This window comes from Mesorhizobium sp. CA7 (assembly GCF_020165015.1).
Classification (GTDB): Bacteria; Pseudomonadota; Alphaproteobacteria; order Rhizobiales; family Rhizobiaceae; genus Mesorhizobium.
In genome coordinates, this window is the sequence record NZ_JAIUHH010000007.1 from 169229 (window position 1) to 182355 (window position 13127).

Sequence of the window (13127 nt, forward strand, 5' to 3'; positions counted from 1 at the left end):
AAACGCTATTCAGTTCAGGATGGTAACCCTGGACTTGCACACACCGCATTAAGTGAACCTGGCGTCAGGCCCCCTTCAGGAATGACGCCGTCGCGCACGTAGCAGTTGGCGATAGCCGCGCTCGACCATCTTCAGGCCGTCGCGAACTAAGCGATACGTCTGGTACCGAAAAGCCGAGTCGTGCCAGTCGGCGGCGCTGACCAGCCGTCGGCCGAACAAAGCGGTCGCAACTTCAAAATGGGATGCCTGCTCTTCCCGCCCATCGAGGCATCGCAGCATGTGGACAAGGCGCCGGCGCCGGCCCGCGGTCAAGCGGGCGTCGGGAAGGTGCTGCCTGTGGATCGAGCGGATGAACCGCTCGATGGCTTGCAGCCGGTCGTGCGCCATTTCGTCCAGCGGTATGATGGCGGCGAGCGGTTCGTCTGGCTTCGTGTCGCCAAGAAGTGCCAGTTGCATACCCCCCGGCGACGAACGCACGTGAAGGCCGACCTCGTCATGCCGGCCCGCCGCGGCCAGCTGGACGTCGGAGGCGCTGCCTTGACCCGTGCGCAGGCCCCGCGGAAGCGCGACAAGGTTGACGACCCCAGGGTTGATCTGAGGCGCCCAATAGACGGGTTGCTCCACCGCGGACTGGTCAGGCCGGGCGGCGAAACTGCAAACCCCAGCGTTTGCGTAATGCGCGCATCGCCTGAGCCGAGCGTGAGGTCGCGAAGTCCTGCTGATATTGCGGATTGCGTCGCAGGAATTCCCAGGCAATCTCATCGGCGGTTGCGCCTTTGACGAATGCATATGCCTGTGGGTCACGCCACTGCGATGTATCCGGCTTCATCCGCATCCTTCCCTTCTCGAGAATTTGATAGGGGGACGCGGCGTTAAGCGAAATCCTTGGATTCCGTCATTGACGAATGGACGAGGAGGGAACCCGGCGACGAGCGATCAGGCCCGGGGGCCTAGCGAGGCCTATTGGCTTGCGCCGCCCTGCAGTATTTTGAATGTGTTCGTCCAGCTGCGATAGGCCTCGTCATCGCCTTGGCTCCACGCACCGAATGCGCGCCAGGCCGCGAAGGATGATGCGGACAGCTCGAACAGCGAGCCGATCGATTGGTCGCCGGCGGGCCAGCCGGCCGGCTGGTCGCTTGTCGCTTCATGCGTGAGCCGCCGCAAATCGGCCAAGGCCGAGCGGATCTGCGGCAGCGGAAATTCGAAGATGTCGGTGTTGTCAGTCGCCTCTCGAAGGATGACCGCGAGCTTGGCGATCACGCCTGTCAACGATTGAGCAGGCGTCGAAGCAAGCTCAGCCAGCAAGGCGTCGGCCCTTCTCGGCATCATGCTGTTCCCGGGGATCGAGACCGTCGCAGTCGCCGCTAGCCCCATCCCCGCGCCCAATAACTGCGCCGGTGGGCAAGAGCGCGCCGCGCTCCAGGACTCTCTCCTCCTCCTGCTGCTGCCGGACGCAGGAAGCCAGCATCGCAACATGGGCGTCGATCCAGGCAAGGGACAGGAGAAGTGCGGGATCGGGTGACAACGGGGCTTCGGCTGAAGGGACGGTACGGTCGTTGGTCAACGGAGACCGCGTCTCCCGTCCAAGCGTGACGGAAGGCAAAGTCGTGGTATTGTCGGAATCAGCCATGATCCGAGCTCCCACACAGCTTGGCTTTGGTCAGGTCGAAAAGGGTGTTCGCGCACCCTCTTCGACCGCTAGTTCGGTCAGGGATAATATACAAATTGATTGACGTCAATCATAATGTTGGCAACAGGGCTGCGAATTTCAGCCCCGAACAGTGTCGCGGCGCGCGTGCAATGTTGGGATGGAGCCAAGATGATTTGGCCCGTGCGGCAAACGTCGCACGGCAGACAATCGCTGATTTCGAACGCCGGGCGCGGATTCCGATCGCAAACAATATATTAGCGATTGTGAATGCGCTCGAGAAGGCTGGAATTGAAGTACTGCCCGACAATGGAATTCTGTTGCGAAAGAGCAGTTGATCGCGGCTTCACCGCTGAAACCCGGTATCAGGCGCCGAAGCCGTCCGGCCGAAGCCGAACGGGCTGGCTACCTGTTACTCGCCGTTGCGGCGGTTGGGGCGGGACCAGATGAGGCTGTGGCCCTCGCCTTCCTCGTCGGCGAAGAGGTTGGCGTAGATGGGAGCGGTGAAGCTCGGGTCGTCGAGCTTGAGCCCGAGATAATCGCGGCCCTCGTTGGAGCGCTTGGACCAGGCGGCGCCGATCTCGGCCTTGCCGACCACGACACGGTGGCTTGGAGCGTTCTCGCCGCTGGCCCGGGTGTCGGGGACGATGCGCACGCCCTTGGCCTGGACGCTGAGGGTGACGATCTCGCCGGTGAACTCGTTCGCATTGGTCTTCTTGAAGCTGCCGATGGTAGCCATTTTCAGTCTCCGTTCTCGTTTCCGAGCCCGCACCATGCGGCCTTGTGGTGCTGACGCGGCAGGCGTGATGGCTGCCGCAAGCTACGAGGCTCGCGCCTTCGGCGGTCGCTCCGCGATGCCTTTCATCACGGCAATGGCCGGGGCCGGACGATCGCGCTTTGGGTCAAATTTGCCGATTGCCACCAGACCACGCGCAGTCGCACCGTTTCGGTGCCAATCGAGTTCTCTGATTCAAATGTTTCGCAGCCGATCTCCTGGGGTCGGTGTTTTCCGGTACAGAAGGCAATCCGGCTCTTGGGTGTCAGGCTTTCGTCGCTAGTCGATGTGTTGCCGCCGGAACAACGGCAACTTCGGTTCGAACTTTAGGATGGCCGCGAGAAGGAAATCGGCCGCCCGGATCTGTCGATCAGCCAGAGCGGGAATCGGTTTCGCGATTGTCTGGGAAGCATCTCCGGCTTAGCCATCGGCCGGCACGGCCGAGCGAAACAGAGGGGAGGCACATGACCTCCCCTTCCAAAGTTGATGCGTGAAACATTAGGCAGCATTGCGTTCTTCTGCGGTCTCCAGCTGAAGTCCATGCAGGAAACCGACGGCGCGCTGCGCATGGGCTGTGGCCGAGAAGATCGCGCGCTTGTCGTCGGCGAGGATTTTCAACCACGAGCCGAGGTAGCTCGCATGGTCCGGCCGGGGCTCGAGTTCGGGCGCGATACCAAGATCGGCGCAGAGGAAGCAGCTTCCGAGCTCGGCAATCAGTTCCTCGCGCGCTCGCTCGCTGCGATCCTTGGCATAGCGGCTAAGGTCGCGGTTCACGCGATGCGGCGCCGAAGTCCAATGGATGACCTCGTGACTGAGTGTGGCAACGTATGACGCGGCGTCCCGGAACGTCTGGAAAGGCGGCATCTGGATGTGGTCCGTCACCGGGGCGAAGTAGGCGCGATCCCCGCCGTGCTGGATTAGCGCCCCAGTATTGGCGAAGAACTGGTCGGCATGCCCGATCCGGGCGATCGGATTGCGCACCGGCTCCGCCTGCCGTCGATAAAACTGGTCCGGCAGGCCATCGATTTGCGCAATGTTGAAAACAGAATACGCCTTGAGGAACGGGATCTCGCGGTCGATTTCCTCGCCCCTGGTGTTCGTCTCCGTCCTGGTGAAGCGGCTGGCGAAGACCACTGTAGAGCCGGTCTCGCCCTTGCGAACCCCGCCGCCAAGGTCGAGCGCCTGCTTGAATGTCATCCACATCGGGCTGGAAAAGCCGCGTGCGACAGCCTCCGACCAAAGCAGCAGCACATTAATGCCGTTATAGGGCAGACCATTGTGTCTGAGCGGCCGGGTGACGCGGCCGGAGGCATTGCTCGGTTGCCACGGCTGCATCCAAGGACGGATACCCTTCTCCAGCTCGGCTACGATGCGGTCCGTGATCTGCGCATAGACGTCCATGCGCTCTGCATTTTCTTTCCTGGTCATTTTCATGAACTCCGGTTGTAGGCCGCGCCGATCGCGGCCCCGTCACGGGGGTCCGCTTGGGCGGAGCAGGAAGGCGGGCCGCGCACCCTACCGGGTCCCATCGTGCTTGCACGATGGGGTGGGCCGCAGCGACAGCGGAGGACGGCGAAGCCGTTGCGCTGACTGCCTGGCTCCGCCAGGACCTCGGGAAGGACGGGGGCGCGAGCGGCCGTCAGAAAATAGGAAAGCGGCGCTGGGCGCCGCCTGAATGCCGTCGAGAGAATGTCGGTTCAATGAACCGACCGGCCACCGCCATATGGATCGTATTCGAAGAGGATTTCGACATCGGCGTCGTCGAGTTCATCGGCGGGCATGACACCAAATTTGTTGTCGACCTGGAAGAGGATAACCGGGACCATGAGAGTGCGGGCGAGAGACCATGCGGCCTTTTGGGCGAGTATGAGATCGTGGGACATCTGAGGGCTCCATCTTGGAGCGGGCCAATTCCCGCTCGATGGCTCCGTCAGTGTGCGGAGGCGGGCGCGATCACCCGAAGGCGCCAGCCGAGCGGCCGCAGCATGCTAGCGGACCCCTTGCGGGTTGATCGGGGAAGATCCGCAGCCGCACCAGGAAAGCCATCACCAGAGAGCCGGAGTTGGGCCGTGAAGGAGCCCAGCAATGCCGATCGGGCCGAGGCTGGCGAACGAGCTGGCGTCGGCGGCCGTCCCCGGAACGTCGTGCACCGGAAGCGACATCCGAACCTGGGTGCAAAGTCGCACACATGAAATCGCTGGAACAAGAACTTGCCGTCGACGTGGTCGCCACGGGCGGGAAATTGGGAGACGATGCGGCCCTATTTGCTCCGGCGCACTGCATGGCAGCAGGTTGTCTCTCTTCGTCCGCCAGGAGACGGCGCTCGCAACGAAAGGTTCACTTAGCCACGATCGAAAGCGGCATGTTCGGCATATGAAAATCGGCTGGGCCCCGTGCAGTCGATGCGACGGACGGATGAGCCGGACGTGCTCAACATGGAAGGAGGGCGGGACCGGAGCCCCGCCCTCGACGTTCATCCGAGGGCCGCCATCTGCAATTCGGCCGCCTTGCGGTCGACGGATTGGCCGGGGTTTTCGACTGGACGCTCGAAGGGCTTCCAGACCTCGCCTACGACCTGCTCGTAGGCCGCGATAGCCCCCTCGGCGGCCATGCGCAGCGCATGGGCCTGTAGTGCCATATCGGCGGCGAACTCACGCTTGCGCTGGGCAGCGCTGTCGAAGCCGACCGGACCTGCGACGTCTTCGTTCCGATCGTCGCAGGCCGACTTGGCCGTCGCGTCCCGAGCTTCGGATACCGACCGGCTGTAGAACTGGCCGGCCCCGTAGGCGGACCCGACAAAGGCACCGGCGACGCGTTGCAGGTGTATCTGCATGGCGCGTTCCCCAAGCCCCTCGTCGAGCGCTGCGGCCGTGTCCACGACGAGCTTTTCGTGCAAGTCGCGAATGCCGTCGCTGTCGAGCACCGGGAGGCCAAAGCTCTCCGAGACGAGCGCGCACTGTGCGGCGTCGGGACACACGAGACGGACCATTTGGAAGGTAGTGCCCTTGCGCAGCGGAGCGACGCGGGCGGTTGCGCGGGGATTGGCGGCTTTCCTGGTCATTGGCATATCCTTTCTTCTGGTTCTCGAGGCCAGGACCGGCTCCGTGCCGGCCCTCCCTCGGGCGCGGACCAAAAAGAACCGGCGGAATGACGGGCGCTTCAGGGCCCGGGCGGACCGAGACGAGCATGGAAGGTTTGCGGCCAAGCAGGGCTTTCTTCAGCCCTCGCGCGGGGCGCGGGCCTGCCATGCCGAGACCGGACCGATCCGGCCGCCTCGCGGCGCGGAACGCGGCCTTGAAGCGGACGGCCGCAGGTTCAGGACCGCATGAAGCCCGAGTGAGGACCGGCACGGGCCTCGACTTCGACATTGGAACCGAAGGACGGGTGATCATGGCCACCTGCCTATTCATCGACCGAAGGTGTCTCGGCACGCACAACAGGGTCACACCATCATGGCCGTGGGCCTACGCCGGAGTTCCATTGTATCGCCAGCGCTCCCTGCCGCGGCCGTGCACCTGCAGCCGCCAAGCGAACCTGGCGGCGGCAGAGCGATCAAAAGGACGCGAGGTCTATTCGGCGGCCTCGCGATAGCCTTCCCCGAGCTCGCCTTTCTCGGAATGTTGGTCCTCTCCACTCAGACCGTCGACCTCAGGCCCAACGTCGTCCTCGGCCTCGGGGACGGTGCTCTTGGACAGCCACTCGGTCAGGCTTGCCGCATCGGCAGCGAACAGCGCAGCCGGGTGTACGAAGTGCCCCTCCTTGAAGTGCTCGACGAGCGCGGCCCGCGTGTCCTTTACGCGCGCCCGCGGCAGAACCGGCGTACCGACGCAGGAGCCCTCGAGCGCTGGACGCGACAGACAGGACAGGAAGTCCTCGGTGCCCATATTGGCGAGGAAGCTGTCTGCCCCGATCGCGCCCGCTGCGACGAGCGCCACCACGCCCGACTTGCTCATGCCCTCGCGGCAGGAGAGCGCATCGATGAGGACGCCCCGGGCCGCGATACGCAAAGTCTCGGCGTCGAAAGCGAACTTGCCCTCGGCATCGAAGAGGGTGGCGGCGTGCCGAGGCATGCGGCGACCGAACCCATGGTCGCCGCCGGCACCGGAATCAACGCGCACGTTCTGGCCAGCGAAGGCGAGAACGAGCAACGCCAACAACGTGTCGTCCTCGATCGGCGCCCGTGACAGCGCCTCATGGAGAGCATCGGTGCGCAGGTCGCCGATCATCTCGATGCCCTTACGGGTCACATCGGGACGCGATTTCGGCATGACGACCGCCTCGGCGGCTTCCGTCGCGTTGGCCTTCTTCTTGGCCTCGGGCAGACGGAAGTGAACGGTCTTCACCTTTCCCTCGCGGTCGAGATACATCGCGGCGTGATCCGACTTCTTCGGCGTGCCATAAACGCGTTCCGCCTTTGGCGGCAGCTTCACCTCTCCATACGTGTTCGGTTCGGTGATGATGCCTTTCTTGGGCAGGTTCTGAGTCATCCATTCCTGCTGGGCGCCGAGGAAGGCGTCGATGTCGGTGGTGTACCGGCTGTCCTGGTCGGCCGGTGCGAACAGATCCTCCACCCAGGCGATGCCATAGGCCTCGCGCAGCTCGTCGCCAAAGCTTGCGTCGCGCGCGTACATCCGGCGCTTGGTGAGACCGTTGGCGATGCTCCACCACGGCACCTGCGGATCGCCCTTATTCGGCTTTTTGGCCTTCCAGACCTCCTTCTGCTCCTCAAGCGAAGCGGCCGCGATAGTGCGGAGCTGCTGCTCGTTCGGCATATCGCCCTTGGCCATGGCGTCGAGCATCGCCGGCAGTACATTGGCGAGCAGGCGCAGCTTCTTGACCTGGCGCACCGACTGCGCGAGGGCGATCGCAATGGCCTCTTCGGTCCAGTTCAGCGCAACGAGACGCTCGATCGCACGCCACAGATCGACCGGGTTAAGCTGCTCGTGCGTGATCGAGGTGGCCAGCGAGCGCATCGCGCCGCCGTCCTCGGCTCGAGGCACGACCAGAACGGCGATCTCTTCGAGACCTGCAGCGATCGCCTGCTTCGCCCGGCGATGACCCTGATCGATGACGAAGCCATTTCCGCCATCGGCCTCAGCGAAGACGATCAGCGGCTCGACAACGCCGATGGCCTTGATCGTTGCCAGCAGCAAGGCGTCGGCCTGAGGGCTGGACTTGGAGCGCCGCGCCTTGTCGGGATTGTCCTTGAGCGAGCGCGGATCGACAAATTTCAGTTCCATTGGAATGCTCCTTGGTGGGTTATGGCCAGGCCCCGTCGCCGGGCCTTTTTTCGTCTTCTTTCCGAAGACATCCCCCGGCCCGCGGAGCGGGCGGGACGGGGCAATTGCGTTGGAGCATCCCTGCCCGGCTGGCCAAGCGGGGCTTCTTCAGCCCTGCGCAGGATGACGGGCCGGGATGGCGACGGCGCGATTGAGCGTCAGCGTCGGCGGGCCGCCCGATCTGCGAGCAGTCCTCCTTGCCTTTTCGCTTCCCTACTTCGTTCGGGAAGGCCCCTCCACCGGGCCGGCGACGGCTGCTCAGAACGTGGGGGCGGGTTACGCCGCCTGCACCTCAGCGGGGCGTACACCATCGATCTCCTGCGACAGCGATCTTTCGATTTCGGAGAGCTGGCGGCGCTTGTCGGCCAGTTCGTCCGAGAAGGCGAAGGTACTGCCCGCGCGTGAGCGATAGGACGCGAGCCGCCGCTCGGCCTCCGCGAGCCTGTGGCGTGCGCGCTCCTGCTCCTCCTCAAGATTGCCAAGCATATGTTCGAGCTTTGCAATCGCGCGAAGCGGCGTGGTGGTCACAGGTAACTCGACTTCCGTCGCCGCGCCGGCGCGCAGCAACGTGGTGATGTAGCCATAGCTGTCCTGGCCAAAGCGCTCGCCGCAATATTGGAGTTCGAACCCCCCGATCGCGGCGATGGTGCGGGTACCGGCATGCTGGAGCTGGATCAAAGTCAGGATCTCGGTCATCAGGGCGCGGCCGGCGAGCTTGCGCTCCACATATGTCCTGTTGCCCACGCTCATGCGGAATGCCTCGCCCGTCGTCGGGACCAGCCGCGCGAGGTCCTGGCCGATTTCGCCAATGCGACGTGTCGAGTGTTCGATGTCGCGCTCGGCATCGCGGATCTGTCGGCGGATGGCGAACTGATCGTCCTGATGCGCCGCTCTCAGGCGTTCGAGCCGGGCGATGTCGGCCTCGAGCCCGGCCTTCTGCATCAGGCGCGGGTCGCCCGAGGCAATCGCCTTGGCCATGGCGAACTGGTTGGCCTGCCCTTCGCCGAGGTCGTCGAGGCGGCGCACCGAGGTGTCGCCCGAGAGTGCAGCGGCGATGAAGCGAGCCTTGCGCTCGTTGTTCTGCCACATCTGGGCGTCCATCGAGCCTTCGGTGGCATAGGCGAAGATGTCGACGATGTGGTGCTGGTTGCCCTGCCGCAAGATGCGTCCCTCGCGCTGCTCGATTTGCGAGGGGAGCCATGGCACGTCGAGATGATGCAGCGCCTTGAGCCGGAGCTGGGCATTGACGCCGGTGCCCATGGTGTCGGACGAGCCGATGAGAAACCGGACTTTGCCCGCGCGGACGTCGCCGAACAGCCGCTGCTTGGCCTCCGACTTCTTGAAGTCCTGCATGAAGGCGATTTCGGCCGCCGGCACGCCCATGCGCACCAGCTCGTCGCGGATCCAACGATAGGCCGAGAAGCCCCGCGTCCGCTCAACATTGAGCGTGCCGAGATCGGAAAAGATCATCTGCGCGGCGCCAGTCAGTTCGAAAGGCGTGCCGTCCGGCCGGACGTAGGCTGCGTCTGCGGTGTCGCGCCAGATGCGGTAAGCATTGGCGATCAGGTCGTTGAGCTTATTGCCCGGCTCATTGTCATTGTCCGGATCGACGAGGCGGAGGTCGATCGCGGCATGGCGGCCATCGGTGATGACCGAGAGCAGGATATCGTCGCCGGGCTCGGGTGGCGCTTCGCGCCCTTCGATCGCCTTGATCCGGGCGTCGAGGAGAGCCTGGTAGCGCTTGAACGCGACAGATGGTTTGCAGGTCCTGATCTGCCGCGTGCCGGTCGAGAGCGCCGGCACCTTGACGTAGTCGCGCAGATCCTCGGGCGTGATCACATCCGCAAAGGTGCGGAACATGGCGATCAGCTCAGGGACATTGACGAAGGTGGCGAAGCGGGTGACCGGTTTGTATTTGCCGTTGGGCTGCAGCTCGAGTTCGGTAGTGACGTCGCCAAAGGTCGAAGCCCAGGCATCGAACTCGTGGAGGCCACGCTCGGACAAAGCCGCGTAGCCGAGGTAGCGCTGCACCGAGAACATCTCGCCCAACGTATTGGTGATCGGTGTACCGGAGGCGAGGACGAGCGCCCTGCCCGGGTTCCTGGTCTCGACGAAGCGGGATTTTACATAGAGGTCCCAGGCGCGCTGCGAGCCGTTCGGATCGATCCCCTTCAAGCTCGACATGTTGGTCGCGAAGCTGAGCTTCCTGAACTCCTGCGCCTCGTCCACGATGATCTGGTCGACGCCGATCTCGGAGATGGTGAGCAGGTCGTCCTTGCGGGTTGCGAGGGCCTCCAGACGTTCCTTGAGGCCTTCCTTCAGCCGCTCGAGGCGCTTGCGCGACACGCGATCGCCGCTTTCGACCTTGGTGAGCAGGAACTCATAGAGCGCGAGCTCGTCCTGAATCATCTGCTGTTCGAACGAGGACGCAACGCCGATGAAGCGGAAGGCCGAATGAGTGATGATGATGGCGTCCCAATTCGCCATGGCCGCGCGGCTGAGGAAGCGGCGCCGCTTGTCCTTGCTGAAATTGGTCTCGTCGGCGACGAGGATGCGGGCCATCGGATAGAGCGCCAGGAACTCGCGCGCGGCCTGCGCCAAGCAATGTCCTGGGACGATCACCATGGCCTTGGCGATGAGACCGAGCCGTTTCTGCTCCATGACGGCGGCCGCCATGGTCATGGTCTTGCCGGCGCCTACGGCGTGCGCGAGATATGTCGAACCGGCCGAGATGATGCGCCAAATGCCGCGCTTCTGGTGTCCATAAAGAGAAACCGCGCCTGAGGCGCCCGCAAGTTGCAGATGGTCCCCGTTGAACCTTCGCGGGGCGATGTTGTTGAACCGGTCATTATAGACCCGCGCCAGCCGGTCGGTGCGGTCGGGATCGGACCAGATCCAGTTTTGGAAGGCCGTTTTGATCTTGGTGAGTTTCTCCTTGGCCGCCTCGGTGTCGACGACATTGAGCACGCGCCGCTCGCTGTCGCCATCCTTGATGGTGTCAAAGATCTGCGGCATGCGGCTGTTGAGCGCGTCGGTGACGAGCTCGCCGGCATGCCGGCGCTCGGTGCCCCATTCGGACGTGCCGGACGCCATGTAACCGAGCTGGCGGGCATCAACCGTCCAAGAACCGAGCTCGGGCATGTGGTGAATGCGGATCTCGGCGCCCATCGTCTCCTTGACGAAGGCGACCACATCGGCGGCCGGAATCCAGGGTGCGCCGAGACGCGCGGTGATGTCGGATGGGCCGAGATCGGCGGGCTGGACAGCTACGAGGGCGCGGACGTTGCGCTCGAAGGCGGGATCGAGAGCCGCGGCGGCTTCAGCGGCCTTGAGCTTGCCGCGGACCTGGCCGGAGAGATAGTCGTCGGCGGTCCGCCAGGCGCCGCTCTCCGGATCGCGGTAGATGGCGTCGCCCAGATCGGCGATGACCAGGTCGGGATCGACATGCGACAGCTCGGCGATCTGATCGATATCGACTAGGCCGCGCTCGTTCAGCACGACCGCGAGGGCGTCTGCTGGCGAATTGATGATCGGGGCCGCGGGCGGTGCGATCACCCGCTCGGTGAAGATCGGACCAGGCCGGGCGGTGTCCGTCTCGAGGTCGTAGTCCTCGATCGAAGCCACGAGCCAGCAATCAGGATCATCGAGGAACGGGGCGAGGTTCGGGCGGCGATGCGTCTCGCGCACCTCGCCGGTCTCCGGGTCCTCGCTGGTCGACACGACGGTGGTGTTGATCGGACCGAAGGCACGGACGAAGTTTGACCAGGCGATGCGCAGCTTGACCTGCGCCGCCTTCCACGGCCGATCCAGCTCCTGCGCCTTGAGGACCTCGCGCACCGCGTCGCGGATCGGGATCAGCTTGCGGATAATGCGGGCGTTCTTGTCAGGCATCCCATCGCTCGACCGGCCCTTGCGAACGGTGAGGGTCACTGGCGCGCCGTCGACCATCTGCATCAGCGCGGTGTTCGAGGCGACGAAGAAGCTGCCCTCGCGGATCGAGGGGCCTACGGGGCGGTCTTCACCGAGGTGCTCGGTGTGCCCGCCTTTGACATCGATCCTCTCGGGCTCGCCGTCATAGGTGGCTTGCGGAAGAAGGGTGATCGCATCCGACAGGGCCGGTTCAAGATCGATGCCGGGACACGGGAGGCAGGTATACGTCTCGCCGAACCGTCCCGACGTGGTCGCGTGCGTGCCGAGCACGAAATCCGGCTGCCGGGCAAGCCAGCGGTTGATGCGGATCGCGCCATCGCCGCCATCGGCAGGACGGACCTCGTCGGTATCGAGCCACGACAGATCGCCTTCGACCTCGCCGTGCCCTCGCTTGCGGAAGAAGAGGACGTCCACCACCACATCGGTGCCGGCGTCGGCCCGGAAGCTGCCCTCCGGAAGGCGGATGGCGGCGACGAGATCGGCGGTCTTGCCGATGTGCTTGCGCACCGAACAATCCGTCTTGTCCATGGTGCCCGAGCTGGTGACGAACGCGGCGAGACCGCCGGGCTTCAAAAGGTCGATCGAGCGGGCGATGAAGTAATCATGCAGGCGCAGCCCCATCGACCGATAGAAGCGATCCGAGCGGACGATACGGTCCGAGAAGGGTGGGTTGCCGATGGCGAGATCGAAGTCAGCCGGCAAGTCGGTGCGGGCTAAGTCGGCGTTTACAATGCGTGCCCGAGGCTGGAGTAGCCTGGCAATCCGCGCGGTCACCGGATCGAGCTCGACGCCGGTGACGTGCACCTCGTCGCGCAGTTTTGCCGGCATCAGTGCCACAAACAATCCCGTGCCGATACCGGGCTCGAGCACCCTGCCCCCACGCCAGCCGAGACGCACGAGGCCTGCCCACATCGCGCGACCGATGAACTCTGGCGTGAAGTGCGCATATTGCGTGCAGCGCGCGAGCGAGGCGTAGTCGGTGCTCGACACCATCTCCTCGAGCTCGGCGCCCATCGCGGCCCAGCCGGCGCGGAAAGCACGGTCGCCGGGACGGCGAAACACCGCATTGGCGAGCTCGGACGCACCGAAACCGGTGAAGCGGATCAGCCGCGCCTGTTCTTCGCGCGTCGCCGGCCGATCGGCGCGCTCGATTTCGGCGGCGAGTCGGATTGCATCGAGATTATCGCGGGCTCGCTGCTTCCAGCTCCGGGCAAGACCGCGATCGGTCTCGAGGAAGAAGTTGTTGCCATCCAGGCCGGCCTCGGCCGCGCGGCACAGCGAGTGGACGGTTTGGAAGGCCGGCTGCGACTCCGGCACGGCGGGCGTCGTAATCTCTTTAGGTTTGGGCTCGCCAGCGCCGAAGTCGTTGCCGAAGGCGGTGACGCCGAGACCGAGGCCCGACGAGAGCGTGGTGGTGTTGAACAGATCGAGCGTGAATGGATCGTCGTTGGACATCTGGAGAATCCTCGTCTTGAAGGCGCGCGCGAGCCCCCGG

General features: G+C 64.4%; 12 protein-coding genes. 2 read left to right on the top strand and 10 right to left on the bottom strand.

Features of this window, described 5'->3' with window-relative positions; genetic code table 11:
* Positions 1 to 75: 75 nt before the first annotated feature.
* From LB552_RS15995 to LB552_RS16010, 4 genes are all read right to left on the bottom strand, one after another.
* A complete protein-coding gene (locus LB552_RS15995) occupies positions 76 to 456 on the bottom strand; it encodes a DUF2285 domain-containing protein (RefSeq protein WP_224608097.1) in 381 nt (126 codons plus the stop codon).
* Positions 457 to 634: 178 nt separating this feature from the next.
* Positions 635 to 829, bottom strand: coding sequence for a transcriptional regulator domain-containing protein (locus LB552_RS16000; RefSeq protein ID WP_224544569.1), 195 nt, complete (start codon positions 827 to 829; stop codon positions 635 to 637).
* Between the two features lie 131 nt (positions 830 to 960).
* Positions 961 to 1326, bottom strand: coding sequence for a hypothetical protein (locus tag LB552_RS16005; RefSeq protein WP_224608100.1), 366 nt, complete (start codon positions 1324 to 1326; stop codon positions 961 to 963).
* Positions 1295 to 1630: a hypothetical protein gene (locus LB552_RS16010; protein WP_224608102.1), complete on the bottom strand. Its 336-nt coding sequence runs from the start codon at positions 1628 to 1630 to the stop codon at positions 1295 to 1297. The genes LB552_RS16005 and LB552_RS16010 overlap by 32 nt, the downstream gene beginning before the upstream one ends.
* Before the next feature lie 95 nt (positions 1631 to 1725).
* Here LB552_RS16010 and LB552_RS16015 point away from each other — a divergent pair, with 95 nt between their 5' ends.
* Positions 1726 to 1986 carry a helix-turn-helix transcriptional regulator gene (locus LB552_RS16015; protein ID WP_224608105.1) on the top strand — a complete coding sequence of 87 codons (261 nt, stop codon included), beginning with the start codon at positions 1726 to 1728 and terminating at the stop codon, positions 1984 to 1986.
* Positions 1987 to 2060: 74 nt separating this feature from the next.
* Here the strand turns inward: LB552_RS16015 and LB552_RS16020 are convergent, their stop codons facing one another.
* Positions 2061 to 2387 carry a DUF736 domain-containing protein gene (locus LB552_RS16020; protein WP_224608085.1) on the bottom strand — a complete coding sequence of 109 codons (327 nt, stop codon included), beginning with the start codon at positions 2385 to 2387 and terminating at the stop codon, positions 2061 to 2063.
* A 150-nt stretch (positions 2388 to 2537) separates the two neighbouring features.
* Between LB552_RS16020 and LB552_RS29885 the strand changes: the two genes are divergently transcribed.
* A complete protein-coding gene (locus tag LB552_RS29885; protein ID WP_411962572.1) occupies positions 2538 to 2753 on the top strand; it encodes a hypothetical protein in 216 nt (71 codons plus the stop codon).
* A 168-nt stretch (positions 2754 to 2921) separates the two neighbouring features.
* Here the strand turns inward: LB552_RS29885 and LB552_RS16025 are convergent, their stop codons facing one another.
* The 5 genes from LB552_RS16025 to LB552_RS16045 all read right to left on the bottom strand — a co-directional run bounded on the left by LB552_RS16025 (position 2922) and on the right by LB552_RS16045 (position 13087).
* The gene (locus tag LB552_RS16025; RefSeq protein ID WP_224608194.1) at positions 2922 to 3851 is read right to left on the bottom strand and encodes an ArdC family protein; all 930 of its coding nucleotides are present in this window, start codon (positions 3849 to 3851) and stop codon (positions 2922 to 2924) included.
* A gap of 269 nt (positions 3852 to 4120) precedes the next feature.
* Positions 4121 to 4306, bottom strand: coding sequence for a hypothetical protein (locus LB552_RS16030; RefSeq protein ID WP_224608108.1), 186 nt, complete (start codon positions 4304 to 4306; stop codon positions 4121 to 4123).
* A gap of 590 nt (positions 4307 to 4896) precedes the next feature.
* On the bottom strand, positions 4897 to 5484 hold the full coding sequence (locus LB552_RS16035) for a hypothetical protein (RefSeq protein WP_224608111.1): 588 nt from the start codon (positions 5482 to 5484) through the stop codon (positions 4897 to 4899).
* 508 nt (positions 5485 to 5992) lie between these two features.
* The gene (locus tag LB552_RS16040; RefSeq protein WP_224608114.1) at positions 5993 to 7663 is read right to left on the bottom strand and encodes a ParB N-terminal domain-containing protein; all 1671 of its coding nucleotides are present in this window, start codon (positions 7661 to 7663) and stop codon (positions 5993 to 5995) included.
* A 315-nt stretch (positions 7664 to 7978) separates the two neighbouring features.
* Entirely contained in the window at positions 7979 to 13087 is a 5109-nt protein-coding gene (locus LB552_RS16045; protein ID WP_224608117.1) for an N-6 DNA methylase, read from the bottom strand.
* Between the last annotated feature and the right edge of the window lie 40 nt (positions 13088 to 13127).

Excerpts from the sequence above, each read along its gene's own strand:
- LB552_RS16020 (WP_224608085.1), bottom strand. The coding sequence starts at position 2,387 with ATGGCTACCATCGGCAGCTTCAAGAAGACCAATGCGAACGAGTTCACC.
- LB552_RS15995 (WP_224608097.1), bottom strand. The coding sequence starts at position 456 with ATGCAACTGGCACTTCTTGGCGACACGAAGCCAGACGAACCGCTCGCC.
- LB552_RS16040 (WP_224608114.1), bottom strand. The coding sequence starts at position 7,663 with ATGGAACTGAAATTTGTCGATCCGCGCTCGCTCAAGGACAATCCCGAC.
- LB552_RS16010 (WP_224608102.1), bottom strand. The coding sequence starts at position 1,630 with ATGGCTGATTCCGACAATACCACGACTTTGCCTTCCGTCACGCTTGGA.
- LB552_RS16035 (WP_224608111.1), bottom strand. The coding sequence starts at position 5,484 with ATGACCAGGAAAGCCGCCAATCCCCGCGCAACCGCCCGCGTCGCTCCG.
- LB552_RS16005 (WP_224608100.1), bottom strand. The coding sequence starts at position 1,326 with ATGCCGAGAAGGGCCGACGCCTTGCTGGCTGAGCTTGCTTCGACGCCT.
- LB552_RS16000 (WP_224544569.1), bottom strand. The coding sequence starts at position 829 with ATGAAGCCGGATACATCGCAGTGGCGTGACCCACAGGCATATGCATTC.
- LB552_RS16045 (WP_224608117.1), bottom strand. The coding sequence starts at position 13,087 with ATGTCCAACGACGATCCATTCACGCTCGATCTGTTCAACACCACCACG.
- LB552_RS16030 (WP_224608108.1), bottom strand. The coding sequence starts at position 4,306 with ATGTCCCACGATCTCATACTCGCCCAAAAGGCCGCATGGTCTCTCGCC.
- LB552_RS16025 (WP_224608194.1), bottom strand. The coding sequence starts at position 3,851 with ATGACCAGGAAAGAAAATGCAGAGCGCATGGACGTCTATGCGCAGATC.